Here is a 26,859-nt window from a genome sequence, read left to right on the forward strand (position 1 = left end):
CTCCTAACTGARCTCCTAACTGAACTCCTAACTGAACTCCTAACTGAACTCCTAACTGAACTCCTAACTGAACTCCTAACTGAACTCCTAACTGAGTTCCTATCTGAACCACGATCTGAGCCACTTCCCAGCTCCTATCTGCACCACCATATGCATTTCTATCTGCAGCCTTATGCGCTAAGACTCATAGTTTCAGTTTTTGAAATTAAACGAGTGCGAGAACCGATTAGCTGCGATTTAGTGTCAGTGTTTGAGTTTAAATGCTGGGTTTGCTGGAGCCGTGTCCTCATTCCGGGGGACTAACTGCAGATTGTGAAACTAATTCGTCTCTATTTCAATCAAGACGTTCAGTAGTTTCACAATCTGAAACTACTTCCACCTCTCTCCAAGCTGCTTAGCGAATGGGGGCTTTCATAGCCAACAGGTGCGCTTGAGTTTTGAATGGATTTTGTACAATTACACACCTGATATTCGATCTTTTTTAGCGTTTGAATGGAAAAGGTCCAATCTGATGGGTAGTTAAAAGCAAAAGCATTTGAAAATACATAAACAAATTTATTTAAATGACCTCTTGAACCTGGAGTTACTCCATGGTTTATAATGAATAACAATATGAAATATAAGCATAAAAAGCCAAGGATTAGAAGCTACTTAAGAGAAGGGAATGATATTCTTGAGAAAAGTAGTAAGCTCCAGAAGAGGAGGCTCGGAATAAGAAATATGACCATGTTAAAACTGAGATTTACGATTGGTGAGGTATCAAATATATTAGGTATTCCCGTCGACACTTTACGTTACTACGACAAGATCGGCTTACTCCCTTCACATGATCGGGACGCGAACAAGTACCGCTATTATTTTCTAGAACAATTCGATTCTCTAATTACGATTAGAATGCTTAGAGCAATGGATGTGCCAATTGAGCGTATTCAAGCACTGCTTACAGACGACAGTTTGGATGATATGCGCGAGCTGCTCACTAATAAGCAGAAGGATATCGATCGGCAGCTGACCTATTTAAAGCATCTGTCTCAGAAGGTAGATTTCCTAAAAAACCAGTTTCAACGCTTTGAGGACACGGATGTTATCGAGCTGGTGAAAAGCAACCCAAGCTGGGTGTTTCTTACCGATTCTATCATGGAGAGTGACGATAAGAAGTTTGGGAGCAAGGTGCAGCAGCAGGTAAGTAAAATCAGCGCCCATCAGGAATGGCTCGCTTTCTGCCATATTATATCCATCGTGTCGATGAATAATCTTATCGAAGGAAATTATCACACCTATTTGAATAATGGTATTTTGTCCACCTTCCCAATGGAGGATAATGCCGACATATTTCAAAAATTAGAGCCAAGCTTTTGTGCGAGAAAATGCGCGGTCATTCCCAGACAAAGTTATACCGAATTAGACGATCATTACGAACAGATGAAAGCATTCATCCATAAGCGAGGATTGAAGATCGCAGGAAACTCTCTTGAGATCAATCTATATAATCAGTACAACAATCATTACATCGAAATCTATATTCCGGTATCCGAAAATTAGAAAGGGTGGTATACGAATGAAAAAGTTATTAACGGATGGACAGCGTATTGTGAATGAGGATGGAGCACAGGTTATTTTGAATGGCGTTAACTTGGTCTGTAAGGAAAAAGGGAAGGGATATGTGGACCCATGCGACGAAAGCTTGTTTAAATGGTTTCACGATCAGGGCTACAATGTTGTCCGCTTGGGTTTGATCTGGGATGGCGTGGAGCCGGAACCAGGTGTCTATGACAACGAGTATCTTAGCAAAATTAAACAGCAAATCATCTGGGCGGAGCAAAACGATATGTACGTTTTTCTTGATATGCATCAGGATTTGTATAGTTTGCTCTATGGTGACGGAGCACCTGAGTGGGCGACCTTCTCGGATGGTCTCCCTCATGTGGTCGGTCAAATGTGGAGTGACGCTTACTTAGAAAGTCCAGCACTGAACCGTGCGCTGGATCATTTCTGGGAAAACGCGCCAGCTTCTGATGGAATAGGCTTGCAGGATCATTATGCGGCGATGTGGAAGCATGTAGCTCAGTTTTTTAGCGGTTGTACCAATATTATCGGCTACGACATGATGAACGAACCATACCCTGGATCAAGAGGGCAGGAGGTATTTGGCGCTATTATTGCAGCCTACGCTCAAACTGTCATGGGCACGACTGAGGTTGATATGGAACAGCTATCTGCACTCTGGTTTGATGATGAGAAAAAACAAGAGGTGCTCGCTGGTATGGCAGATATGGATGTCTATCGCGTGCTGGTTGAAAGCGCGAAGGAAGCTTCACAAGTATTTGAGCGTGATGTGCTTACTCCTTTTTTCAACAAAACAGTGGCAGCGATTCGCTCGGTTGACCCTGACGGATTTATGATGTTAGAAACAAGTTATTTCTCTAATATGGCGGTGGAATCTGGCTTGGAGCTTGTAACGAACAATGAGGGGGAGGTTGTCCATAATCAGGTTTTTGCCCCTCACGGTTATGATTTGGTGGTCGATACGGATCATTATGAAATTTATAATCAAGATCGTGTTGATTTGATATTTGCTACTCACCGCAAAGTACAGGAGCGGTTGAACATTCCTGTCCTGGTTGGGGAGTGGGGAGCATTCACAGGCAATCCTGCAACCTTTGAGCTGTCAAAAGCTATTATTTCTATTTTTGAACAGTATCTTTGGAGTAATACGTACTGGTGCTGGTATGAGGGATACAAGGATACGCCATTTGTAAAAGCTCTGAATCGAGCCTATCCACAGGTAACGGGGGGCGTGCTTGCCGGGTATCGTTATGACTATGACACGGATATTTTAAAAATAGACTATATTCCGTCCRGTGAGGAGACTTTAATTTACCATCCGCGCGCTGCCTTGCTTTCTAAAGAGCACATAGTCGTTTCTGGAGCGGATTTAAGTCTAGTCGAGCTTCATCCTTACTCTAATTCGGATGGTGGGATCGTATCGATTATCTCCCCGAAAGGCGAGAGTAGAATAACAGTTACGGTAGGAAAGCCATCTTTAGTGTAGTTAATCGTATGTAATTGTAAAAAGTGAAACCCGACCTGTAAAGGGCCGGGTTTTCACTTTTTACTTGGAAATTCATTTAGCTAGAGATTTCAGGCAAACGACCTCGCCTTGCTCTCACTGATAAACCGTAACATAACATTAGAATTATGGCAGCTGATACATAGGGGTAGTTAATATCAATATCGAATAAAAAGCCTGCAACGATAGGTCCCGCGATATTCCCAAGGCTTGTGAAGGCCGAGTTCAGTCCTGCGACATATCCTTGTTGATCAGGTGCGACCTTAGACATTTGAGTGCTGAGTGCCGGTCGTAATACATCCATCGCCAAAAACACAATAAAAGTAACGACAACAATTAACCAATAGGTGTGTACAAACAAAGTTAAAAATACGAATACGGCGGAGATAATCAAGCTTAGTGAAATGACCTTCTTCTCTCCAAGTCGATTCAATATCCATCCGAATATGGTAGCTTGCACAACGGCACCGGCTATAGAACCAAACGTAATAATGTAGGCAATATCCTTCGGTGTAAAGCCGAACTTCTGATCGACAAACAAACCAAAAACGGTCTCATAGTTCGCCAAGCCGAAAGATGCAACAAATACAATAATCAGACTTAAAAAGTATGGTTGTTTGTAGGAATGAAGGAGCTGAACAGAAAGGCTCTGTCTCTCGACTTTCTTGGAGACGGTACGTTTTTCTGCTGGCAATGATTCAGGCAAAATCAAAGCGGTCACTAGTGCCGCTACCCCTCCGGCTATCGCTGCAGCGTAGAAGGGAACACGAATCCCATATTCGGCTAGTATGCCTCCGATTCCTGGACCAATAATGAATCCTGTTGTTATGGCTGCAGTAATGAACCCCATACCTTTGGCTCTCTCTTCGTTTGAGGTTATATCGGCTGTATAAGCCATGACTGCTGGCATGATGAGCGCGGCACCGATTCCTCCAAGAAATCTAGCTATAAAAAGCAAATAAGTTGAACTAACTGCTCCAAAGAGTCCTTCAGAGAGTGCGAAAATAACCATCCCTAAAACGATAATTTTTTTCCGTCCTAATGAATCAGACAGTCTTCCGGCTAAAGGCGAAAACAAAAGCTGTGTTAATGAAAAAGCCGCGACAAGCATACCGACAGTACTTCCGCTTATATGAAGCTCAGCCATGTAGGTAGGCATGATTGGGATAACGAGTCCAATTCCTGTGAAGACTAGAAAAATGTTAAACATAAGGAGCAGAAGCGCGCCCCTATTTCTTAAAAGTAATGTCATAAAACAATTCCCCCGAGTACGCAATCTATTGATGTGTTGATTGCCTATACTATTCCCTTATTCGTCTAAAATATCTTTAATTGATATTCCAAACGTTGATTAATAATATATACTGAACGTTCATTCAGTATTTTAACATAGACATTGGATTCATTCAAGAAGTCTATAAATGAATATGCTATAATTTGGTAGAGTCATAGACGAGGAGGATATTACATGCGTATGGACGAGAAATTATTCCGTTATTATCTTGAACTGAACGGTCCTGAAGCTGGAGAATGGAACAAATCTCCTCAATGTTTGCATACGGAGGTAGTTACGCGAGAGTATGTCCGGAAATCCTTTACTATTTTTGATGGAATGAAAGTATGCAACGTAGGTATCGGTACGGGTGAGTGGGATGATTATCTTGGCTATTGGCTCAAAGGAAAAGGCAAAGTAACAAGTATAGATATCGATGAAGAAATATGTGAGGTATTTGAGTATAGACAAAAGAGAGAAGGACATCCGAATCCTTCTAAGGTTTTGTACAAAAGTATTTTTGATTCCGATCTGCCCGTAGATTCCTTTGATATGGTGACCCTAATTGGCTCAGCTATTCAGGAATCGGGAGACTTCAAGAAATGTCTGGATTCTTGTTTTCGTTTATTAAAGCGTGATGGCTACTTGATGTTTATGGCCAATTTGAAATACTCCCCAGTACAAATGATGGAAGAATACATAAGAGATACAAGCTACCGTGTGGAACAAAAAGATGAGTATGAGGATTTTCCAGAGTACCCTTTTTACATATATAAAGTAAAAAAAGTGTGATTCATTATTCAGATGGTTGACGTGTGGGTCTCGCTAATAGCCTTTATCTTTTTGTACAAAAAGATAAAGGCTATTTTATTTTGTCCATTGATATGAGGAGGAAAATTATTTACTATTCTAGATGATAATGATAAGCATTATCATAAAAAAGGGGAATGAATTAATAAATAGATTCAGGGCCACACCGCTAGAGTTTGAGCCTGGACAGGAATATAGATATTCGAATTCTGGCTATGTTCTTTTGGGAGCACTGATCCAACAGGTTACGGGACAGCCGTATGCGGTCTATTTTCAAGAGCAACTGTTTAATCCTGCGGGAATGTACGATACGTGCATTGAGGAGCCTAGCGAGATTTAAAGGATAGAGACCTGGGATATCAGTTAGATGAAAATGGCCAACTACAGAACGCGCCTTACGTTCATATGTCCAATGGCCATGCAGCAGGGGCTATTTTATCAACGGTTAGKGACTTGCATAAGTGGGATCAAGCACTCGATTCAAATATTTTGATAAAAGAAAGTACGAAACAAGGAATGTGGACTCCATCTAAAGAAACTACTGATTTATCATATGGATATGGTTGGGTGGTTCAAAAAACTCCGTATGGTAAGCTTGTAAGGCATAGCGGTGGGGTATATGGGTTTAGTTCAATCTTTTTAAAATATGTGGATTCAAATGTGACGGTTATCGTCCTTAATAACACAACGCAGCCTGTAGATACGATTGCTAGAGAAATTGCAGCTATTGTCATCGGAGATGAAATTGGCAATTGAAAGAGGTTTTTGAAAGACGCTCAGCGATTGAGCGCCTTGCAGGCAATCCAAGTCACGGTTACTTGTCGCTCTCGGACCAGTGTGACGGACGAATGAGTGACTGTGGCAGTTTGGTATGTGCATCGCCCTTCGCCGCGTTGAGCTGGACTTGAGTGAGGAAGATACTATCGGTGAGATCGGCTCCCCTAAGGTCTGCGTCTCGGAAATCAGCCCCGATGAGATCCGCCATTCTCATGTCTGCTCCTCTGAGATCAGCCGCAATCAGGTAAGCACCTCTTAAGTTGACATATTTAAGATCGGCTCCCTTGAGATTGGCGCCGATGAGATCAGCTCCTCGACCAAGCGTCAGAGTCTTCTTACCCTTTAAGATGCTCTTTGGCTTGCGATGAGCTTCATCTCGCACGAGTTCGCTAGTCTTTAACAATAGAACATTGACCTCAGCACGATGTGCTGCCACATTCAGTTCCAATAGTGAGTCGGGACTAAGATCAGTTAGGCGTTTCGTCTCATCGAGCGCAGAGTGGAGTGCACCATGGATCGAATGAGCGGCTTGCAACGTTAGCGCTTCAGTTAAATACCAGAGCAGCTCTTGCAGCTGCCACATGGTTGGGAATACCTCGAACATTTGCTTCGCGGAGCCTGGGGCTTGTCGCCAGTCACGTCCACCGAAGGTGATTTGGGAAAGCTTTTGCCCTGCGCCAAAGCAGTCATAGACTGTGCAACCGCGAAAGCCCCGCTGCCTGAGGCTCGTGTGAACGCCGCAGCGGAAGTCATGTTGCAGATTTTGGCAGGGCTGTCCGGAAGCCTTATCAATTGCAAAGTCCACTGAAGCTGCGAAGGGCAGTGCAACACAGCATAAGCCGAAGCAGCTCTCGCAGTCAGCTTGCAAGCTGAGGCGACTTGTATGGAGACTAGATCCTGCATATTGGTGATTTTCAGACATGACGAAGTCTCCTTCTACTGAAATGTGTTCCTATATTTAGGTAATCTAATTTTAAGGCAAATCTATGGTAGATAATAGATATATTTTTATTTATAATGGTGTGAAAACTAAAGGGGTTTGGATATGATTAAAGTTGCTTATTTAGGTCCCAAGGGAACTTTTTCAGAAGAGGCGGCCCATCAATATTTTTCTGATCAAACCGAATGGCTTATGCATGAATCAATATTAGATGTGTTGGAAGCTGTTCATAACGAAGAAGTAGATAAATGTATCGTCCCTATTGAGAATTCGATTGCTGGGAACATTCATATGACTATTGACGGTTTATTGATGTACAATCTGCATATTGAAGCGGATCTAATCTTTACGGTGTCCCTTCATTTGATTGGAGATCCCGAAGCCGATTTTAGCCAGATAACTACGGTTAGATCCATAAGTCCTGCAATCAATCAATGCAGAGAGTTTATCAAACGAAATCACTTTAAGACGGAATATGCAGATAGTACAGCGAAGGCCGCTCAATCCATTAAAGCCTCACATACGGTGGCTGCAATTGCTTCAAAAACCGTAGCAGAGCAATACAACCTGAAAGTGCTTGATAGTGAAATTCAAGACAATTCAGCTAATCACACCCGATTTATTGTTGTCAGCAAAAAAAATCCGTCGGGTAAAGAGCAAAAGAAGACAATGATGTTGATAACACCAAACAATGAATATCCCGGCGTGCTGTCGTCCATTCTAAATGTTTTTTCTGCACTAGGCATCAACCTGACATGGATTGAATCGCGACCGACTGGCAAGCAGCTAGGAACATATCGTTTTTTAATTGAAACAGAAATTGCCCAGGATGACCAACGGATGAATAAAGTGATGAGTATATTTGAAACGTTCGGACATCAGGTACATATTATTGGAAGTTATTCAACCACTATCCTTTAACTGGCGACTGAAACCAATTTAATATGCAATCGTATTAGTCAGAGTATTGAATTGTTTATTTTATCATTTGGAGGCTGGTTACATGTTTAATCGTCTATTTGCTAGTATTGGAATTGGTTCGGCTAAGATTGATACCCTGCTTGAAAAAAATCGCTATATGCCAGGTGAAATAGTAAAAGGTATAGTTAAGGTGAAGGGTGGAAATGTTGAACAACGTATTGAGACGATAACACTGTCGGTCATGACCGAATATATTAGGGAAACTAATGATCACAAAGTGAAAAACCATAGTGAGATCGTCCGCTACCGGGTATCCGATCCATTTAGCTTGTCAGCTGACGAGCTGCGAGAAGTACCCTTCTTGTTTCAGTTGCCCTATAAAACTCCCGTGACCGTTGGACAAACTCCGGTATGGGTGAAGACCGGTCTGGATATTAGTGGGGGAGTGGACTCTGGCGATAATGATCGTATTGAGATTGGCTTGACTCCGGGGATGGAAACGATATTTAATGCCATGAAAGTGTTAGGCTTCATGTTCCGCAAGGCAGAATGCGAGTACGCATCGCGACTCGGAGGTAACTTACCGTTCGTGCAGGAGTTCGAATTTGTACCTACTACACAATTCCGCGGGCATCTGGATGAGGTTGAAGTTATGTTCTTCCCTGCGGAGAATGAGCTGGAGATCGTTCTTCAAATTGACCGTAAGGCGCGGGGATTTAGCAGCATGTTTGCGGAAGCGATGAATTTGGATGAGTCCTTCATCCGCGTTCGGTTCACTAATCAACAGCTCTCAGCGGGTTATAATGCCGTAGCTAAGCAGTTATCCGATATCATCTCCCGACATATTTAGGTTGGAGAAGCTTTAGAAGCGGTCTATTCAATTGGAAAACAGAGCATGGGGGTAAGATCTCCATTGCTCTGTTTTTTTATGTTTGAAGTCACCATTTAGCCAATAACGATATATCCAGTAGCAGTAATACTTAATGAACCTCTGGCAGCCAGTGAATTCCTAATGCCGATAGGTATTATGCATGAAGCAAGCAGGGATTCATCTGTAGTCCTATGGTGGGCAATAGCAAACAAGCCAAAGTAGTTGGCATGGGCAGGTTAGCGCTCGGCTAGCTTTAGCAGCTCATCGACGACCATGTCTGGTTGGTAGCTGTGAATGTAATGAGAGCTGTCAGGTACGATAATTTGCTTGCCGGTTACAGACCAAGAGGGAAGGGCTGCTTGGCTGTCCATCCATGCTTTATCATCGCTAAGCTTGCCGAAATAGTCTGCGGTTAAGACGGTAAGCGGGATGTCGAGTGTCTTCTTGCTGTTGAGAATTACTTTGGCGTTATTCTGGCTTTGGCGGATTTCATCAGTCATATCCTTATTGCCCGTCTTTTGCAACACCGCTTTACGGTACAGATCCTTCAAATCATTGGGCAGCAGTTTCTGGCCGTTGCTTTGATCTGACATCCATTCGTCAAAACCTTTTATATGATACAGCGCCCTTATAACGCCCGTCGTCTTAAGTACTCGGTGAATAATCGGTATGAACGTAATCGGCTTACTGGCTGCGTAGTATTCTGGACTTCCACCATCAATAAGAAGGATGCCTTTTACTTCATCGGGAAAGCGCTGCGCGTAACGAATCGTTTCCAACGACCCCAATGAATGGCCTACGAAAATATAGGGAGGCTTCTGCCCAGAGACATGTAACAGCTCATGAATCTCATCAGTAATCGTATCGATATGTCGCTTCCTACTGCTCGTATCACTATACCCGTAGCCGAATCGGTCATAAACTGCAACTTTCACATGTGGCTTCAATCCCTCATACAAAGGATAAAAATCAGCGTATGGGCTCGCGGTTCCCCAACCCGAAGCGACTACAACGGTCGTGCTCCCCTTACCCTCTGTGTATAAATGCATCTTATGACCTGCCACTTCATACATCTTGCCAACGGGTATATATGATTTCGAATCCTGTTTAGACCCGTACCATTGATATAGGGTGCCGATGCAGATTAGCGGTATAAGAAAGGCTAGCAAGTAAATAATCAATTTGCGAATCGTTCTCCACATGTTCTTTAGTCTCCTTCTGTTGAGCTACTCCATCGGATCAAAAGCACTCACTCTACTTTATGGTAATTAGTTTTAATTGGAAATGGACTGTGGCTGGGGAGCTTCCCCGACTTTGGTCTAAAGTCAATCTGGTATATGATGGTGTAGCGAACCTAAGTTCAAAGGCCATATGATATAGTTATAATATGGAACGAATATGTTTGATCGTACAATTTTACATAGAATGGATGGGTGGAAATTTTGAAACAGAGCATATTGCTGGTCGAGGATGACCGATCGATTAGCGAGATGGTGGAAGCATATTTAACGGTTGAAGGCTTTCAAGTCGTGCATGCGGCAGATGGGGAAGAGGCATTGCGTTTATTTGCTTTGGATACGTACGACTTGATATTGTTGGACGTCATGCTGCCGAGGCTGAATGGAATTGATATTCTAAAGAAGGTAAGAGAGAGCAGTCTGATTCCCGTTTTGATCTTATCGGCTAAGGACGGCGATGTGGATAAAGCATTAGGACTAGGATTTGGAGCGGATGATTATCTCGCTAAGCCTTTTTCTATGATCGAGCTGCTCGCAAGGGTGAAAGCGGCGATTCGAAGGGCGACGCAATATTCAACTGTTCAGGAGCAGGTCAAGCCTACTATCCTTCACGTCCATGAGCTTACCCTTGATATAGATAATATTGACGTAAGCAAGCGGGGCGAGTCCATCAAGCTGACCTCGAAGGAGTGGCAAATTATACAGCTGCTGGCGCTCAATCCAACGAAGGTATTTACGAAGGAGCAAATATACAGATCGGTTTGGAACGATGACTATTTTGGAGATGAAAATGTCATTAATGTTCATATAAGCAGGTTGAGAGAGAAAATAGAAGACGAGCCTTCGTCACCGAAATATATTAAAACATTATGGGGTATTGGCTACAAGCTGGGTGAGTTTTAATATGGTTTATATTTTAGCAGGTATCATTATCCTACTTGTTATATTAAACGTCATTCAGTATCAAATGAAACGGGGACGAAGCTCCCAATTAACCGATATAGCGGAACGGCTAAGCCGAATTCTTGAACAGCGTTCTTCAGAGAAGCTGCTGCTGATGACCGATGATGATGAACTAAAGGCGCTGCTAATGCAATTGAACAGACTGCTAGACGACAACCAGAGCACTACGGCACAATTTAGGAAAACAGAACGATCCATGAAGAAAATGCTTGCTAATTTCTCACATGATTTGAAAACCCCGCTGACTGTTGTGCTCGGGTATATTGAAATGCTGCGAAGCGGCCGTCCTTTGGACACACAAGAAAGAGAACGTCTATTGCAGCTTATTCACGACAAAACGCTTGAAATGATTAAGCTGATGAACGGCTTCTTCGATCTGGCCAGACTGGAAGCGGGAGATAAGGACATTCCGTTGTCGCGATTACATGTGAATGAGCTGTGTAAAAAGAGTATTCTGTCCTTTTATGATTTGGCGTTGGCTAGCGGTCTCGAAGCAGACATCCAAATCCCAGAGACTCCGATTTACGTGCTAGGAAATGAGGAAGCGTTGGAGCGGGTGTTAGGCAATTTATTGTCTAATGCTATTCAGTATGGCGGCGATGGTAGAAGGATCGGTTTGGCTGTCGTTTGTGAAGATAAGCAAGTTGCGATCAAAGTTTCAGATTGCGGTAAAGGGATAAGCGCTCATAATCAGGAGCTCGTATTCGAAAGGATGTTTACGTTAGAGGAATCCAGAAACAAAGCGTTTCAAGGAAGTGGTCTCGGATTAACGATTACAAAGAGGCTGGTGGAGGAAATGGGCGGAGAGATTACACTGACGAGCGTTCCATTCGAAAAAACAACGTTCACGGTGAGGCTCAGACGCTTGCCCAATTAGCAACGTAAGATTTTTGTTAGAAATAAGCAACAAATAAGATAAAGCTTTTCGATAAACTTTGAACTAGTTATAACTAACAGAAAGGAGATGTACAGTGAGTTACATCGTAAAAACAAATGGCCTAACCAAAAGCTTCGACGGCAAGGAAGTCGTATCCAATGTGAGTATGAGCGTTCGCAAAGGAGAAATTTATGGTTTCCTCGGCCCCAATGGCGCTGGTAAAACAACTGTAATGAAAATGCTCACGAATTTAATAAAACCGACCTTTGGACATATTGATTTGTTTAATGAGCCGTTAACGGCATCTTCATACAACGTGTTCCGAAGAATGGGAAGCATCATTGAATTGCCGGTTTTCTATGAAAAGCTGACAGCTAAGCAAAACTTGGAGCTCCATGGCGAGTATATGGGCTACCATGACAAAAATGCGATCGGTGAAGCACTTGATAGGGTGAACCTCCACCAAGTTGAAGGTAAAGCGGTAAAAAACTTTTCACTCGGTATGAAGCAACGGTTGGCCATTGCAAGGGCGATCATGACGAAGCCGGAGCTGCTCATTTTGGATGAACCGATTAATGGGCTTGATCCCGCTGGCATTAAAGAAATTCGCAATTTGTTTCAACTGCTAAGTAAGGAATATGGTATTACTATTCTTATCTCCAGTCATTTGCTAAGTGAAATTGAGCAAATAGCCGACACAATCGGTGTGATTAGCAGGGGAAAACTGCTTGAGCAGGTTTCGATGGAGGTTGTGAGGGGACGGAACGCGGAATATATCGAGCTTGTTACGCCGAATCGGACGAAGGCGTGTGCGTTGCTCGCTGATGAGCTTAAGCTTACCAATTTTAAAATAATAAATGAAAATATGATTCGTATCTTCGAATCGGGTGCAATGCAGCCGACGATTTCGAAGACGCTCGCCCTAAATGATGTAGAGATCGAATCACTTACTAAGAAGTATACGTCGCTTGAGCAGTATTTTCTCGAGCTGATTCAAGGGGATGAGGTGCGAAACTCATGATGAAGCTAATGAAGCTGGAAGCTGCAAAAATGCGCTTAGGCTGGTATGCGAAGGCTGCAGTAATAGCGAATTTTCTAATTGTTTTATTCATGTTCATGGTTTGTTACGTAGAGAAGCTGGAAGGGCGAAGCGCTGTCGCCAATATGGATGAAGTATATATTGTGATAGGTTTATTTGTGAGAGCGGTATTTATCGTAATGGCAGCTGTATTGATCGGCAAGCTTATTATTGATGAGTATAAGAACAAAACCATAACCGTCATGTTTATGTATCCGGTCAGCCGGAAGAAGCTGCTCGCCTCCAAACTAACTCTAATCGCAGTAATTACCTTTATAACAATTATCCTTTCCAATCTTTTCACATTGACCGTTTTTATGGGCCTTAATCATTATGCACAGATTATTCCGGAAACGCAGGTTACAACGGATTATTTACCACAGCTTGTGAGTATAGTGGCGTTTGCCTTTGCCGCAGCTGGAACGAGCTTAGTTCCACTATATTTCGGCATGCGTAAGCATTCGGTACCGGCAACAATAGTTTCTTCGCTCTTAATCGTAGCATTGACTAGCGCTCATAACCCGATCATTTCTTTGGCCTCTATAATCTATATTCCTTTGGGACTGGCTGTAATCGGAATAGCGATCTCCTGGTGGTCGATTCGCGGTATTGAGAAAACGGATGTATTGTAGAGCTGTTTAATTAGTTAGGCATGAAGTTGATTGTTTTCCTGGAATTAGGCAGCGATTCTTTCACAACGAGGAGTTTAATAGAAACTACTATCGATAAAGCAAACGCCTTGTCGATAGTGGTTTTTTTGGTGTGTGCTTTAATTTGAATGGATATTGTACATTCAAATAGCTTATATTCCATGTATTTATGTGTTTGAATGGAAAATATCCAATCAAATAGGTAGTTAGAAGCTCTTTTACTTCATAACAAGCGATTAGCCTGTATGAAATACAGTCTAAGACCAATATATCGATTTTATAGTAGAGTTGATTGTATAAAATACAGTCAAATACGAAAAGAGAAAGGAAGAGAAGAATTCACTGGAGTAGTGTAGACTGTCGGTAACGAAGAAATAACAATTGATATTGAATTAGGGTATTTCGAGATCTAAGCTGAAAAAGCGCCGCGAAAAATGCGGCGCTTTTTTTAAAAGTGCCCAACATGGCGCTTCAGAAGTATAATAAAATGTGAAAGCTGTATTTTTATGTATGTATTGATGAGAACGATGGATATTGGCATCTAAAATAGAAAGTGGGATGGTGATGGTGTGAATCAATTAGATCAAGAAGTCCATGAAACAAGGATGCCCGTAAGTTCTCTACACGTGGTTGAATCGGTTCACGAACGTACTGTAAAAGCAGCTATTTACCAGATGCTGCATCGAATAGATGATTCCACACTCTCATCAGAAAAGTTGGCAAACATGACTTTCTACAGTCCTTTTCATTTCGATCGGATCTTTCGCTCAATTACTGGTATACCTCCTCGCCTCTATTTATCTGCGCTACGATTTCAGTGGAGCAAAAAGCTGTTATTAAAGTCTACTTTATCTGCTACTGAAGTCGGTCAAACTGTGGGGTATAGCAGTTTCGGCACATTTTCGTCCAAATTCTCCACTTTTATAGGCCTATCACCACAACAATTTAGAAATTTTATTGAGAGAAAGATGTTAGTTCTAAGTGAACTTAAGGCTATCCGAATAMCAGAGGAAAATAGGAGTCTATTGAATATTGTAATTGAGGGTTCAATAGACGCTCCAAAAGAGTTTCACGGGGTAATTTGTATAGGTTTGTTTACTAAGCCAATACCTATGGGAAAGCCCGTTTCATGCACCATGATCTTCGAGCCAGGCAAGTACGCCATATCGAATGTTCCTGATGGGACATATTACATAATGTCCATTGCATTTTCTTGGGATGATCCCCTTGATGAGTACTTACATCCGGAAAAATCATTGCGAGGCAAGGCAAGCGGAAAAGTCATAGTAACTGGAGGAATAGCAAAAGGTGAATCCAATGTAACCCTTCGTCCTCCAAGATTTTATGATCCTCCGATGTTGGTCTCCTTTCCCATTCTCGTCCAAACCTTTCTTAATAAGCTGGAAGAATAAAAAAGAGCAAACTAGAAGAAGCGGCATCTTTGGGTTTCATCTATTCTTTTTGGAGAGTCATATCAGACTACTAAACAAAAGGAGTGAATCCTATGTCGCGTGTCATTCATTTTGAAATTGAGACTAGAGACCCTGAGAAAAAAATCTCATTTTACAAAGAAGTATTTGGATGGAAATTTGAAGAGATGATGGAAGGGTATTGGATGATCGTAACTGGGCCAGATGAAGAGCAGGGTATTGACGGTGGGTTGATGAGAAGCTCTACAGAGGATGCATTACGAACAATAAATACAATCACCGTAGTGGATCTAGATGAATATTTAGGTAGAGTCGAACGGGCRGGGGGGAAAGTAACCTCACCTAAAATGCAAATACCAGAAGTTGGTGATTTCGCTTATTGTGAGGACTATGAGGGCCTTGCTTTTGGTGTGATGCAATTTTTTGATAGGACAGTTGACTAGTCGATGTATATTCAGGATTGAAATCAAGACGGCAGAGATGTCGTCTTTTTATTTTTGTTAAAATACAAAAAAAGTAAATTATTATCCCTGCGGCAGCAGGAATTTTGCTAAAAAAGGCGAATGTATATTCCCATGAAATTGAGAAGAGGAGACTGTTCAAATTGACTAAAGTGTCTGGTATCCTTCAAACGCGAATTGTCTGGAAAGACGCCATGCAGGTAGTAGGAGAGAAAATGAAATACGTCTATTTGGCTGATGTCCCCCCATCTGACAACGGAATTTCTCTTCTTTGGACAAGTTTTAACAAAAGGGTGGGGGAGATTGACCACTGTCTAGGCGGTGCATATGGACTGAAGCTGATCGGCAACGATTGCGAACCGGGAGGATCATTCGATTATATGGCGGCGGTCGGTGTTTCCCATGTGGAACAGGTACCCCAAGGTATGTCAACGGAAAGCTTCTCTGGTGGACTGTATTGTGTTGTTACTCGTCAAGGCGTTATCGATGAGATTGGGGCAGCGTTTAATTATTATTTTGGTGAGTGGCTCCCGCAATCTGATTATGAACCACGCAGCGGCGTGGAGTTTGAATATTACGATGATCGATATCGCGGTAATGGAAGTCAGGAGTCGATTATGGAGCTTTGGTTTCCCATTCAGCCGGCACAAGCCATACCATTGGAAAATCGGGTCGGGAGCGTATTTGTCCATGTAACGGATCTGCGTAGAGCGGCAGAATGGTACAGTCGCCTGCTTGGGCTTCCTATAATTGAGGAACGTCTAAACGGCGGGCCAGTATATTGGTTCGAGTTCCAAGGAACACATCTTATTCTCGACTCCAATGCGGCCAACCAGCAAAATCCAAAATGGCATGAATCGATGATGCCACGCATCATGTTTCCAGCACACGATATCGATGAGGCATACAGCTATATGAAAGAGAAGGCAGAACCTTTTTCGGAGCCAGAACGTCATGGTTCGATGGCGTATTTCAATTTCCGTGACCCGGAAGGAAATGCACATATGGTTTGCTGGAGTATCCAGCAGGATGAAGAATTGGAGCTTCAGGCACAGAGTCCTATCCTTCCTCGGATAGGTGGCGTTTTCGTGGACGTTGAAGACATGCGGACAACTGCCGGCTGGTATACCGAGCTGCTTGGACTGCCGCTTGATGAGGAGAATGCGTCACGATCGATCTATTCTGTTCCCGTAACGCGTGGGGCAGCGCTGCTGCTGGATCAAAATCGCTACTTAAACCAAGATTCGTTTACTCAGCTGTTCTATTTCGAGACAGAGGATTTTGAAGCAGCACTTGCCTATGTTCGGAGTAACGGCTTTGAGCTCATGGGCGAGCCTAATCACTTTGAGGATTTATCCGAATTCGTGCTGCTTGATCCCGACGGAAATCGTATCGTAGTTGCACAGATGCTGCGCCCATAAGTGAACGGCAGTAATTGATTATCTTTCAGAATCATGTGGAGGGATAGCGATATGAAAGTAGAAATTGTCGAGAGACCTGAGATGAGGGCAGCTGTGCTGCAAATACCGAGAGACGGAAATAGGGTCCGGCAGGCTTGGAAGGAAGTCGCGGGGTTGCTGGACGACCATCCCGTTGTAGCGGATAGGCAGAACGGTTTCGTATTCATTCCAGAATGGCAGTGGGCAACGGAAGTGACGACGCTTTGGGTCGGAATGGAGGTAAGTTCTTTTGAATCGTTGCCAGACGGTCTCGGAAGAGTCACGATACCTCAGAAGAGGTTTGCCAAAATATCGGTCAAAGGCAATCGTGATGTTATGAATGCAACGTACGGGTTTTTGTTTGATTGGTTTCATACTGGTCCATACGAGAGGGACGTGACTGAGGGTTCTTTAGGGTATGAAAGGAATAGTCTCCATCCGATTAACCCTTTTGAAATTGCAGCGGATGAGATTGACTACTTTGATTTCGATATTTTCGCACCAATTAAAGAAGGTTTGGGTAATCAATAATTAGCCAAAACAAAGACAAAGAGGTCGCTTCCTACGCGGCCTCTTTGTTATATCATAAATTCAGTTAAGCATCTTCCCACTTCTGTTTAAAGAATAGCTGATACAGCTTTACAACCACAATTTTGATCATCATATATACAGGAATGATGATGATCACACCGATGATCCCAAACGCATCGGTACCTACCAAGACCAATATAATCGTAGTAAGTGGGTGAATATCAAGCTGTTTGCCAAAAATGTAAGGTGAAATAATATTATCCTGAATTTGTTGTGCAGCTAAAATCACCACTAACGACCAAATGGCAACAGAGGGAGACTCAATCAAGCCAATTATAACAACAGGGATAGCTGACAGAAAGGCCCCGATAAAGGGGATAAAGTTCATAATGACGGCTAGCACTGTCAGTAATAGGGCATAAGGAAGACCAATAATAAGGAATCCAAAGTACATTAATACTCCAAGTGCAAGATTGACAACAACTCTCCCGACAATGAATCCGCTAAGAGAATTATCGATATCTTGTATGACCGTTTTGCCCTCTTCACGGAATCGCTTAGGCATGAAGTTTACAATTGAATGGCCGAATTTCCCGCCTTCTTTTAACATATAAAAAAGCAGGATGGGGAAAGTAAACAGAATGAGCGCAAAATCCGAGACGAAAGAAAACACTCCGGTTAGATAAGTAGTAATTAACGAGAATCCTTTGTTCAAATACTCGGTTAATTGAGAAAAGGGATCCACATCTTCCGGGATAATACCTGCCAGAAATCCGCTCTGTTCCAAATCCTGTAACTGCTTGTTCAACGTGTTAAACAAACTAGGCGCATTATCTATTAAATTTAAAAACTGAACACTTAAAGAAGGATAAACCCCAACTATAAAAAGGCTAAAGAGCAAAGCGGCAACTAAATAAATAATGAGTATGGCTAAAGTCCTGTTTAATTTCGGCCTCGCCATCCAGTTGACCAAAGGTCGCAATAGGTAATAAAAAAAAGAAGCTAACATTAATGGAATCAAAATAATTTTCAGCAGCGAAAGGACGGGCTTGAATATAAAATTAACAAGCGATCCCAAATAAATGATGCCAAGAACTAAGACAACAGAGATACATATTTTGATAAAACGATTTAACGAGATCAAGCATTCCACTCCAGTTCATATAAATTCGATTTTAATAGCGTCAATATATAATCGCATGAATGTAGTACCCGGTGCAATCCTGCACCTGTTGTAATTGAATTTATTTATAGCATCGACATATTCATAGGGATTATTCCTTAATTTCATGAGCGCCTTAATTTTCTAAGCAGAGGCTGCCTATAGTATTTCAGAATATAACGAACCACATAATAGCCTACAATAGAAAATAGAACGCTGTTAACCAAAGACCCCACTAAAAAATGGGTACCGATATGGCCGAGACTGCTAAAATGATCTACCGTTTCAGAGTAATCAAAGTCTGGAATAGGTATATCAATCACTTCTTCCAGCTGAAAGGCAGGGGTTGTAAAAAAGCTGCTTAATATGAAGCCCACCTTGTAATTTAAAAAGAATAGAACGGGCCACATAAAAGATCCAAGTGATCCCGAAATAATGGCTGCTGCAAGATTACCGCGCAGCAATTTTGCAACACCTACGGATAGGAGCATTCCAATTCCGAAAGTAGGAAACCAACAATGAAAAAAACCAGCCATAAAGCCAACGGCGATACGGTGATCCGAATTTTTTATTCGCAAAAGTCGTAGACAGTAGTACTTCATCCTTCTTATGAGTTTTATTTTCATTGTAGTTTCCTTATCTAGTAAGAATTGTTCATACTATACTATAATATCAAGTTTGTGCTTTTATATGTACAGATTGCAATTAATATTTGATAAGTATAACGCATATGGTAGTATTATATTTTTACTTACTGTATGTAGGGGTGAATTAACCGGAATGTTAAACAAGCTGAGTGAACATTCTATATTGCATCAGATCAAAGAAGACGAACTACAGCTATTGTTACCACATCTAACAGAATATCACTTTGAACCGGGTAAAATGATCCTACAACAAGGTGAGTCAAGTGAGAGTTTCCATATTATCCTATCAGGTAAAGTGAATGTATTCGTAAAAAAATGAGACAACAGTCCAGTTAGCCATACTGAAAAAAGGCCACTTTTTCGGCGAAATGTCTTGTTTGACTGGTGATCTTGTCAGCGCTAGTGTGAAAGCAGAAGAAGAGGTTTCTACTCTATCGATGACTCGCGCGGGAATTCTTCTATTAATAGATAGCAGCCCTATATTCAGAACGCACATCATTGAGGAGATGGTGAAGCGTATCCAGAAGTCCAATGACAGGGTTATGGAGGAGCATACCAAAAGCTTACTCATCATTAAACAAAATGAAACGGAAGATCAACATCGCTATGGCGAATTAGTTGGCAATAGCTCACAAACAAAAGAGCTTATTAGGGAAGTTGAAAGACTTTCTAAAATTGACGGAGTCATTTACATACAGGGGGAGCCAGGGGTCGGCAAGGCACATGTTGCTAGAAGAATTCATTATCATTCTTCCAAGGAAAGTGATCCTTTACTAACTGCCAGTGGCTCAGATTTTGATTTGAACTCATGGGATATGAAGGTTCGTGCCGCAAAAGGTGGAACGATTGTGCTTAACCAAGCGGAGCTGCTTCCCGCAGAAATCATTAATCAGATTATTAATTCGAGTCATGAGACCCGTCTCATTATAACGGGAACTGATTTACCCGGAGTAAAGTTTGATAACCAATTAATTATTGCACCGCTTCGGGAGAGAAGTGAGGATATCCCGTTGCTCGCATGTCATTTTTTAAGAAAAAGCGGTGCAGTAGACCCAGACGAGGTGATATCTCAAGAGGCTTTACGTATGCTGGGCTTGTATCCCTTTCTGACCAACAATGTAGAGGAACTCATGAGCGTGGTTCAGGAAGCATATATCCTTAGTAAAGGTAAAACCATTTATAGTAATCATCTGAGGTTCGGAAGACAAAGGGCTCCAGGCACAAGGCCTACCATTGGACTCGCGCTCGGTAGTGGATCGACTCGCGGTACAGCACATGTCGGCGTACTTAAAGTACTGGAGCAAGAGAACATCCCAATCGATATGATTTCGGGGACTAGTGTAGGTTCTTTAGTCGGCGGAGCCTATGCGGCCGGTCTGCCTCTCGCCGATTTCGAGAAGATTATTACCACTATTCGCTGGAAGCAGCTAGTGAGATTTACTTTCCCACGATTATCCTTTGTTCATAATGATCCGATGGTTGGGTTTATCGAGAGTTATATCGGTCAGAAAAACTTTGAAGATTTAAACATACCGTTTGCCGCGGTTGCTTCGGATGCGAATACAGGTGAGGCGCATATTATGCGTACAGGATCAGTAGCTCGTGCGATTTGTGCTAGTACGGCAATTCCGGCTGTTATGAGACCTGTCAACTATCAAGGTAAAACACTTGTCGATGGAGCAGTTGTGCATCCTGTGCCTGTCGCGCTTGTTAAAAGTATGGGGGCGGACATCGTAATTGCGGTTAACGTATGCGATGACTCTTATATGAAAGGATCCGCCAAAAACTTTATAAGTTCTATTCTGAACACGATCGATATTATGAGCGCAAAGATCGTAAAGGAAGAGCTGCAGTTGGCGGATGTTATTCTCAGACCGGAGCTAGGTTACAATCAAATTGGCTTTAAAGATGCGCCATTGAATATTTTAGCAGGCGAAAAAGTTACTCGAGAGGCAATAGCTGCAATACGGGGTAAGGTAGATTCTTTTATCTAAATGATCATGTAATTGTTTCATATAGTTAGGATATAACGATAAACAGAGGAGTCCAGGTGTTGCACCTTGGCTCCTCTGTTTTATTTCTCGTTACCGCTTCATATACAAACTTTTGCTGCTTATCAATTGGTACTTTGCCATCCACTGACCTATAGGGTTGGTGACTTTTTTAAATCAAGCTGCGTCATGTTCATCACCCAAGTCTGATGAACTTTGCGGACCACGGATGGAGGAGCATGGTAGCGGGCTTTGAATTCTCGGCTGAAATGAAAGCTACTCGTGAATCCCGTCATATCCGCGATTTCTGCTAGGGTAAGGGAGGTTGTACAGAGCTTATGATGCGCTTCCCTTAGGCGTATTGTCTTCACATAATCCATCGGAGTTAGCTTGAAATGGCTGCGAAACAGAGAGAACAAGGAAGAGCGGGAGAGTGGAAACATTTGAAGTAGTTGGTTGATATCGATCCGTTCATGAACATTCTCATGAATGTAGAGAAGAAGTGGCTGAAGCTCCTGTAGCACGGACAACCGTGTGGAATACTCCGCCTTAGGCGTTGAATACTGCAGAATAACGTGCAGCAGACGGAAGGCGAGCTCGTTTTTTTTTGCCAAACTGGTAAAAGAAAGACCGTTCTCTTGTTGCTTAATACCTACCATCTGCTGGATGATATCTCCGTAAATTTGACTCGTTTCATAGTCCGCAGTGGTCGGAGGGTCGTATAGATCGAACAAATCAATTGTCCCCAAATAACTAAACCGAAAATGAACATAACGGATTCGCATCATGGCTTCTCCCTGACGCGCAAGGTGTGAGAATTCCAGCGGAACTTCAGCAGGTGTAATGAAGACGTGACCTTCCGCTACCTTTTGCATTCCTTGCGGTGTAAGGACGACATAGGATCCTTCGACGGCTTGAGTAATAATGACATATGGCACCGTCTTCTTATGAATAAAACCGTGAGGAATTTCCCCATAACCGACATCGAGATGATCGACCCGAATTGGCATTTCGTGCAAGTCTCCCCAATTTGCCATTCCGATACCTCCATATATACTCTTATTGTCACAAGTCTATCATAATCAGACTATTTTTTGTGGATATTGGATTCTCAGATATCTATTTAAACTAGTGGTCATGTTATTTGCCTCGAAAATTTGATAAAACGGAGTTGTAGCCATAACGACTTAATGATAGAGGTGACATGAGAATGAAAGTAATTAAAAAGATCGTGCTGATTGCAGGCGAACCTAGTCACGGCCCAGATGTGCATGAATACGACAAGACAGTAAGGCTGCTCAAGGTGCTTCTTGATCAGTCCTCATACTGCAACAGCATGAAAGTAATAACTGTAAGTGGAGGCTGGCCTGAGCATGAAGAAACATTGATCGATGCTGATCTTGTACTTTTCGTGACGGACGGTAGGGATGGAGATGCTTTTCGGGATGTACCTTTTGTCGCGGATGAACGACGTATGGCTCTGATGAGCAAGCTGATGGACGCTGGCTGCGGTCTGATTTTACTCCACTTCTCTACGTTTTTTACTAGAGCGGAGGGAAAACATGTACTGGAGTGGGCGGGTGGATATTTCGAATGGGACGATGAGCAGGGCAATCGTAATTGGTACTCGAGCATTGCTGAGGGAGATTCCCTTGCGCTTGTTGACGTAAAGCATCCGATCAGCAAAGGGGTAGCGAGCTTAATTCCGTTGCAGGATGAAATTTATTACCAATTACGAATGGTTCCCAACGATGCGAGACGAACGCCGATCTGGTCGGTTCCGAATTTAAAAGGACAATCAGATGAACACAATCTCGTCGGATGGGCGCTCGAGCGTGAGGGTGGTGGACGCTCATTCGTGACGACTGCGGGACATTCTTACGCTTTATGGAGGGATGATAGTTTTCGCAATCTGCATCTTCAAGCGATTTTGTGGGCCGCGGGATTCGATATTCCTGAAGAGGGGATTCATAGTCGATTTTATGAGGATGATCAAGTGGATCAGGCGATTGCAACGATCGGAGATGACGGGCGCGCGAGAATATCCGAACATCCCGTTCGGGCATTGGTGCTATCGGGAAATGAGGAGCATAGGTGGCATCATTGGGAGGAAACTACGCCACTTATCGTGGCTGCGCTTCACGAATATCCCAATATAACAGCGGTTGTTACCACAGATGCGGAAGTGCTCGGCAGTTGGGAATTGAATCAGTTCGACGTAATTGTATTGAATTACTGCAATTGGCGTGACCCCTCAGGTCTAAGCGAACGAGGGAAGTCTGCTTTGATTCGACATATGGAAGCCGGCAGAGGACTCGTGGTTTTACATTTTGCGAATGGAGCCTTTCATTTCTCTCTTCCAGAAGCGGGAGAGTCGGACTGGCCGGAATTCCGGGAAATGGTTCCGTATGTATGGAATCATCATGGCGACAGCGGACATGATGATTATGGAGTGTTTACTGTCCTTATGAAGGACAAGGAGCATCCGATTACGCAAGGCGTTGCAGATTTTGAGGTTTGCGACGAGCTCTATTATCGTCAGGAATCGAGCGGAGTGGCACATGCCGAAGCTTATGTTCTCTATGAGGCGGATTCCCCGAATACTGGGAGGCGCGAACAGCTAGCCTGGATTTCTTCCTATCGTGGCGGCCGCGTATATCAATCATTGTTAGGACATAATCAACAGGCATATGAGGTTGAAGAAGTCAGAAAGATGCTGGCTAGAGGAGTATTATGGACAGCCGGACAACTTGGATAGAGGGGGAATCGCAATGGAATATGCAATAAATTTTATAGGGAATCGTCAGGCGGAGCTAGCCGAGCATCCCCGGCCCGTTCAGTGTGAAGCCGGGTATGTAATGGGGCAAACACTTTGTTCATTGATTAGCCCTGGGACGGAACTAAGTTCTGGGTTTACGTCGGAATCCGATTTGGTTAGTATTCCGGGCTACGCAGCCGTGTTTCGAATAGATCAGGTAGGTGAAAATGTAACGACATTAAAAACCGGTGATGTTGTCATGTCTATGGGTCCTCATCAAAGCTGGCAGCACATATTGGAGAGTCAAGCGATTAAGCTTCCCGAAGGAATTACCGCTGATCTCGCGGTGCTATCGCGATTGATGAATGTCAGCATGACGACATTAATGACAACACAAGCCCGCCCGGGTGAGCTGGTGCTCATTACTGGAGCGGGGCCGGTCGGTTTTCTGGCTGCACATCTGTTCAAGAGATGCGGTTATGAAGTGATCGTGTGCGAGCCCGACCCCGACCGTCGGGAAATGGTGAAGGCATCCGGCATCGCGCATGTGTTTGCGACTCCGCCCATTGATGACCCAGAATGGAAGGGGCGAGTGGCGCTTGTTCTTGAATGCTCCGGTCATGAATCAGCAGCGCTGAATGGCTGCCGGATTGTCCGCAGGAAAGGGGAGGTTGTGCTCGTAGGCGTGCCATGGAAACGGAACACGGAATCGTATGCACACGAACTGCTATCGCTTATTTTTCACCAGTATGCTATTGTCCGAAGCGGATGGGAGTGGGAGATTCCGTTGCACTCTGATCTATTTCAACCCCAAGGAATTTTTGATAACATCCATAAGGGCATGAGGTGGCTTGCGGAAGGGTTATTGGATACGACACAGCTAATGCGCAAGGTATCGCCTTGGCAAGCGAATGAAATTTATAACGATCTGGCAGATAGGAAGGTTAAGGAGCAGTTTGTTATTCTTGATTGGCAGACGCGCTAGATTCAGGTTCTAGTGTCAGCAATGACGTGGAGGTTCGAGTCCTTTTGGCCGCACCAACCATACAAACCCAGGAAGCCTACTCCGGTATGGCTTCTTTTCTTTTTTTCATGAGTTACAATTCTCCCCGTCGTATCGATCACGTATGGCACCAACGATCTCAGTAAGTTGGGTTTAGATGTTCTCAAGAATTTGGCAAAGTACCAATTGATAGGAAGCAAAAGCTTGTATATGAATTTTAAAGCTTCGATTTATGGCTTGCCGCTGGAAACCTGTTGTTTGTTCGGTTTTTACCACGGATAAGCAGCTCAGCTAGCAATAGATTTGGGACCCAACAAATCCATGCGATGACGGCGAAGGTATCATTTGTATCGGTAAGTCCTAAAAGTACGGCTGCCAGTGGGGTATACAACCGGAGAGCAATTGCAGCACAGGAGAGAGCATAATTGCGTACCATCCAACGGCCATGCTCAATCTGGTCATGGTCGACGATTATGCTTTTAAGACCGCGTATGAGTGTGTATAACCATAGAATCGACAGAGTGCCAAATCCAACTTTCGCAATCCAGCCACCGTCCGCATAGTAGGTTAAGTAGAGGCCGGTAATGCCGCCAATAACAATCATTACGGAATAAATATAACCGATCATGCGATGAATGTTTGGCGCTCTTTGGCGAAGCCGCTTGATAAATTGAAGCCAGCCGATAGTGAGCGCTATACCTGCGGAGACGGCGTGCCCCCATAATACGATGTACCACAGGTCAGGTAAAGCTCCCTTTTCCGTGACGAAAAATTGCTCCTTAATTCCATCGGGTGATCCGTAAAGAACTAATGCATATGCTCCAATTGCAATCGCGAGGAAAGCCAAAATGCCAAATGCCCATGGACGTCTCGCTTTTCTTTGATTAGTCATCATTCAACCCACACTTCCTATTGTAAATAATTACTAAATAAAATTTATCATGGAGCAGAATCTGCTTCAAGCGGCTTCCGGCGGAGCACTCGCCCCGACGGAGGTCGGGTAGGATCTTGTTACAGAGGCTCCTGAATTTACAATTTTTTTATAAGTAAGAAGTTGAATTATGGTAGTTTAAGTTATATAATAAAAACCGTCCAGACGGTATGAAATGAGGGTTTGATTATGATAAAAAAAACGGATTTACTTGCAGCTGCAGCAAGAGTTGTGCAAAAAAAAGGATTAAACAGTTTAACGCTAGAGGCAGTTGCAGCTGAGGCAGGAGTTAGCAAAGGCGGATTGTTGTATCATTTCAGCACTAAAGAAAATTTGATTAAGGGACTAAATGAACAAAATGTAAGTGAGTTTCAGAGCTTAGTTGATGAGGAATTTGAAAAGAACGGCAGCTATGTTCAGTCCTATGTGAAAGCGTCATTTAACCCCGTTAACTATGCAGATGATTTGAGTGCTGATTTWAGCTTGTTGGCAGCAGTTGCAAACAATAAAGAGCTGCTGCATATGTGGGAGCCTGAATATGAGAGGTTTCGGCAAAAGGCGAGTGAAGAAGAGATTCCTTTTGAAAAGGGAATGATATTGCGCCTCGTATGTGATGGCCTTCTATTTTCGAAAATGTTTAACCTAGACCCGCTAAGCAATGAGGAGCAGGCACGTGTGTTAAAGGCTCTTTTGGAGATGATTGAGGGGGAAAAGGGATGTTAGTTGCTTATTCATTATTACTTGCAGCCATAGTTTTAGAGGTATTCGGATCTTCAATGATGAAGCTGTCTAATGGCTTTTCTAAGATGCTTCCAACTACCGGAGTGGTTGTTGGGTATTGCGCGTCGTTCTATATATTTTCACTGGCGTTAAGAGATCTGCCATTAGGTCTTTCTTATGCGACTTGGAGCGGGSTCGGCACGATATTTACTGTCATGGTTGGTATGTATTTTTTCAAAGAGAAAATTAACAAGCAATTTGTGATAGGTTTAGTGATATTAATTATTGGGATCGTTATGCTCAATCTGGAGAAATAGG

General features: G+C 43.1%; 27 protein-coding genes. 20 read left to right on the forward strand and 7 right to left on the reverse strand.

What is annotated here, in order from left to right; genetic code table 11:
- Positions 1-720 precede the first annotated feature (720 nt).
- On the forward strand, positions 721-1,542 hold the full coding sequence (locus AC1DWN_RS04195) for a MerR family DNA-binding transcriptional regulator (protein ID WP_477557684.1): 822 nt from the start codon (positions 721-723) through the stop codon (positions 1,540-1,542).
- Positions 1,543-1,558: 16 nt separating this feature from the next.
- Positions 1,559-3,052: a glycoside hydrolase family 5 protein gene (locus AC1DWN_RS04200; RefSeq protein ID WP_477557685.1), complete on the forward strand. Its 1,494-nt coding sequence runs from the start codon at positions 1,559-1,561 to the stop codon at positions 3,050-3,052.
- A gap of 76 nt (positions 3,053-3,128) precedes the next feature.
- Here the strand turns inward: AC1DWN_RS04200 and AC1DWN_RS04205 are convergent, their stop codons facing one another.
- The gene (locus tag AC1DWN_RS04205) at positions 3,129-4,322 is read right to left on the reverse strand and encodes an MFS transporter (protein ID WP_477557686.1); all 1,194 of its coding nucleotides are present in this window, start codon (positions 4,320-4,322) and stop codon (positions 3,129-3,131) included.
- Positions 4,323-4,538: 216 nt separating this feature from the next.
- Here AC1DWN_RS04205 and AC1DWN_RS04210 point away from each other — a divergent pair, with 216 nt between their 5' ends.
- The 3 genes from AC1DWN_RS04210 to AC1DWN_RS04220 all read left to right on the forward strand — a co-directional run bounded on the left by AC1DWN_RS04210 (position 4,539) and on the right by AC1DWN_RS04220 (position 5,909).
- Positions 4,539-5,135 carry a class I SAM-dependent methyltransferase gene (locus AC1DWN_RS04210; RefSeq protein ID WP_477557687.1) on the forward strand — a complete coding sequence of 199 codons (597 nt, stop codon included), beginning with the start codon at positions 4,539-4,541 and terminating at the stop codon, positions 5,133-5,135.
- A gap of 127 nt (positions 5,136-5,262) precedes the next feature.
- Positions 5,263-5,493 carry a serine hydrolase domain-containing protein gene (locus AC1DWN_RS04215; protein WP_477557688.1) on the forward strand — a complete coding sequence of 77 codons (231 nt, stop codon included), beginning with the start codon at positions 5,263-5,265 and terminating at the stop codon, positions 5,491-5,493.
- Positions 5,494-5,504: 11 nt separating this feature from the next.
- The gene (locus AC1DWN_RS04220; protein ID WP_477557730.1) at positions 5,505-5,909 is read left to right on the forward strand and encodes a serine hydrolase domain-containing protein; all 405 of its coding nucleotides are present in this window, start codon (positions 5,505-5,507) and stop codon (positions 5,907-5,909) included.
- A 58-nt stretch (positions 5,910-5,967) separates the two neighbouring features.
- Here the strand turns inward: AC1DWN_RS04220 and AC1DWN_RS04225 are convergent, their stop codons facing one another.
- Positions 5,968-6,852: a pentapeptide repeat-containing protein gene (locus AC1DWN_RS04225; protein WP_477557689.1), complete on the reverse strand. Its 885-nt coding sequence runs from the start codon at positions 6,850-6,852 to the stop codon at positions 5,968-5,970.
- Between the two features lie 123 nt (positions 6,853-6,975).
- On the opposite strand from AC1DWN_RS04225, the gene pheA reads away from it, so the two are divergent.
- Both pheA and AC1DWN_RS04235 read left to right on the forward strand, forming a co-directional pair.
- On the forward strand, positions 6,976-7,791 hold the full coding sequence (gene pheA, locus AC1DWN_RS04230) for a prephenate dehydratase (protein WP_477557690.1): 816 nt from the start codon (positions 6,976-6,978) through the stop codon (positions 7,789-7,791).
- A gap of 82 nt (positions 7,792-7,873) precedes the next feature.
- Positions 7,874-8,641 carry a sporulation protein gene (locus AC1DWN_RS04235; protein ID WP_477557691.1) on the forward strand — a complete coding sequence of 256 codons (768 nt, stop codon included), beginning with the start codon at positions 7,874-7,876 and terminating at the stop codon, positions 8,639-8,641.
- Between the two features lie 257 nt (positions 8,642-8,898).
- Here AC1DWN_RS04235 and AC1DWN_RS04240 read toward each other — a convergent pair whose 3' ends face one another.
- Positions 8,899-9,864, reverse strand: a complete 966-nt coding sequence (locus AC1DWN_RS04240; protein WP_477557692.1) for an alpha/beta fold hydrolase — start codon at positions 9,862-9,864, stop codon at positions 8,899-8,901.
- Positions 9,865-10,104: 240 nt separating this feature from the next.
- Here AC1DWN_RS04240 and AC1DWN_RS04245 point away from each other — a divergent pair, with 240 nt between their 5' ends.
- The 8 genes from AC1DWN_RS04245 to AC1DWN_RS04280 all read left to right on the forward strand — a co-directional run bounded on the left by AC1DWN_RS04245 (position 10,105) and on the right by AC1DWN_RS04280 (position 17,329).
- A complete protein-coding gene (locus AC1DWN_RS04245; RefSeq protein WP_477557693.1) occupies positions 10,105-10,803 on the forward strand; it encodes a response regulator transcription factor in 699 nt (232 codons plus the stop codon).
- Between the two features lies 1 nt (position 10,804).
- Positions 10,805-11,740: a sensor histidine kinase gene (locus AC1DWN_RS04250; RefSeq protein ID WP_477557694.1), complete on the forward strand. Its 936-nt coding sequence runs from the start codon at positions 10,805-10,807 to the stop codon at positions 11,738-11,740.
- Between the two features lie 94 nt (positions 11,741-11,834).
- The gene (locus tag AC1DWN_RS04255; protein ID WP_477557695.1) at positions 11,835-12,761 is read left to right on the forward strand and encodes an ABC transporter ATP-binding protein; all 927 of its coding nucleotides are present in this window, start codon (positions 11,835-11,837) and stop codon (positions 12,759-12,761) included.
- Complete coding sequence (locus AC1DWN_RS04260) at positions 12,758-13,450, forward strand: ABC transporter permease (RefSeq protein WP_477557696.1); 693 nt, start codon at positions 12,758-12,760, stop codon at positions 13,448-13,450. Before AC1DWN_RS04255 ends, AC1DWN_RS04260 begins: the two co-directional genes overlap by 4 nt.
- A 587-nt stretch (positions 13,451-14,037) precedes the next feature.
- Positions 14,038-14,880, forward strand: coding sequence for a helix-turn-helix transcriptional regulator (locus tag AC1DWN_RS04265; protein WP_477557697.1), 843 nt, complete (start codon positions 14,038-14,040; stop codon positions 14,878-14,880).
- 92 nt (positions 14,881-14,972) lie between these two features.
- Positions 14,973-15,341 (forward strand): VOC family protein, encoded by a 369-nt coding sequence (locus AC1DWN_RS04270; RefSeq protein ID WP_477557698.1) that lies wholly within the window; start codon positions 14,973-14,975, stop codon positions 15,339-15,341.
- A gap of 170 nt (positions 15,342-15,511) precedes the next feature.
- Positions 15,512-16,780: a GyrI-like domain-containing protein gene (locus AC1DWN_RS04275; RefSeq protein WP_477557731.1), complete on the forward strand. Its 1,269-nt coding sequence runs from the start codon at positions 15,512-15,514 to the stop codon at positions 16,778-16,780.
- Between the two features lie 51 nt (positions 16,781-16,831).
- Positions 16,832-17,329: a GyrI-like domain-containing protein gene (locus AC1DWN_RS04280; RefSeq protein WP_477557699.1), complete on the forward strand. Its 498-nt coding sequence runs from the start codon at positions 16,832-16,834 to the stop codon at positions 17,327-17,329.
- A 64-nt stretch (positions 17,330-17,393) separates the two neighbouring features.
- On the opposite strand, the gene AC1DWN_RS04285 is transcribed toward AC1DWN_RS04280, so the two are convergent.
- A complete protein-coding gene (locus AC1DWN_RS04285) occupies positions 17,394-18,473 on the reverse strand; it encodes an AI-2E family transporter (protein WP_477557700.1) in 1,080 nt (359 codons plus the stop codon).
- A 143-nt stretch (positions 18,474-18,616) separates the two neighbouring features.
- Complete coding sequence (locus AC1DWN_RS04290) at positions 18,617-19,117, reverse strand: DUF2062 domain-containing protein (protein ID WP_477557701.1); 501 nt, start codon at positions 19,115-19,117, stop codon at positions 18,617-18,619.
- A gap of 398 nt (positions 19,118-19,515) precedes the next feature.
- Between AC1DWN_RS04290 and AC1DWN_RS04295 the strand changes: the two genes are divergently transcribed.
- Positions 19,516-21,132, forward strand: a complete 1,617-nt coding sequence (locus AC1DWN_RS04295; RefSeq protein ID WP_477557702.1) for a patatin-like phospholipase family protein — start codon at positions 19,516-19,518, stop codon at positions 21,130-21,132.
- 149 nt (positions 21,133-21,281) lie between these two features.
- Here the strand turns inward: AC1DWN_RS04295 and AC1DWN_RS04300 are convergent, their stop codons facing one another.
- Positions 21,282-22,166: a helix-turn-helix domain-containing protein gene (locus tag AC1DWN_RS04300; RefSeq protein WP_477557703.1), complete on the reverse strand. Its 885-nt coding sequence runs from the start codon at positions 22,164-22,166 to the stop codon at positions 21,282-21,284.
- A 173-nt stretch (positions 22,167-22,339) separates the two neighbouring features.
- On the opposite strand from AC1DWN_RS04300, the gene AC1DWN_RS04305 reads away from it, so the two are divergent.
- Together AC1DWN_RS04305 and AC1DWN_RS04310 are read left to right on the forward strand one after the other, a co-directional pair.
- On the forward strand, positions 22,340-23,887 hold the full coding sequence (locus tag AC1DWN_RS04305; protein WP_477557704.1) for a ThuA domain-containing protein: 1,548 nt from the start codon (positions 22,340-22,342) through the stop codon (positions 23,885-23,887).
- Between the two features lie 13 nt (positions 23,888-23,900).
- Positions 23,901-24,872, forward strand: a complete 972-nt coding sequence (locus AC1DWN_RS04310) for a zinc-dependent alcohol dehydrogenase (RefSeq protein ID WP_477557705.1) — start codon at positions 23,901-23,903, stop codon at positions 24,870-24,872.
- Between the two features lie 235 nt (positions 24,873-25,107).
- Here the strand turns inward: AC1DWN_RS04310 and AC1DWN_RS04315 are convergent, their stop codons facing one another.
- The gene (locus tag AC1DWN_RS04315; RefSeq protein ID WP_477557706.1) at positions 25,108-25,785 is read right to left on the reverse strand and encodes a DUF2306 domain-containing protein; all 678 of its coding nucleotides are present in this window, start codon (positions 25,783-25,785) and stop codon (positions 25,108-25,110) included.
- A 225-nt stretch (positions 25,786-26,010) separates the two neighbouring features.
- Here AC1DWN_RS04315 and AC1DWN_RS04320 point away from each other — a divergent pair, with 225 nt between their 5' ends.
- Both AC1DWN_RS04320 and AC1DWN_RS04325 read left to right on the forward strand, forming a co-directional pair.
- A complete protein-coding gene (locus AC1DWN_RS04320) occupies positions 26,011-26,544 on the forward strand; it encodes a TetR/AcrR family transcriptional regulator (RefSeq protein ID WP_477557707.1) in 534 nt (177 codons plus the stop codon).
- Positions 26,538-26,858, forward strand: a complete 321-nt coding sequence (locus AC1DWN_RS04325) for a DMT family transporter (protein WP_477557708.1) — start codon at positions 26,538-26,540, stop codon at positions 26,856-26,858. The genes AC1DWN_RS04320 and AC1DWN_RS04325 overlap by 7 nt, the downstream gene beginning before the upstream one ends.
- Position 26,859: the final 1 nt, after the last annotated feature.

Source organism: Paenibacillus sp. P4_A7, from assembly GCF_056402455.1.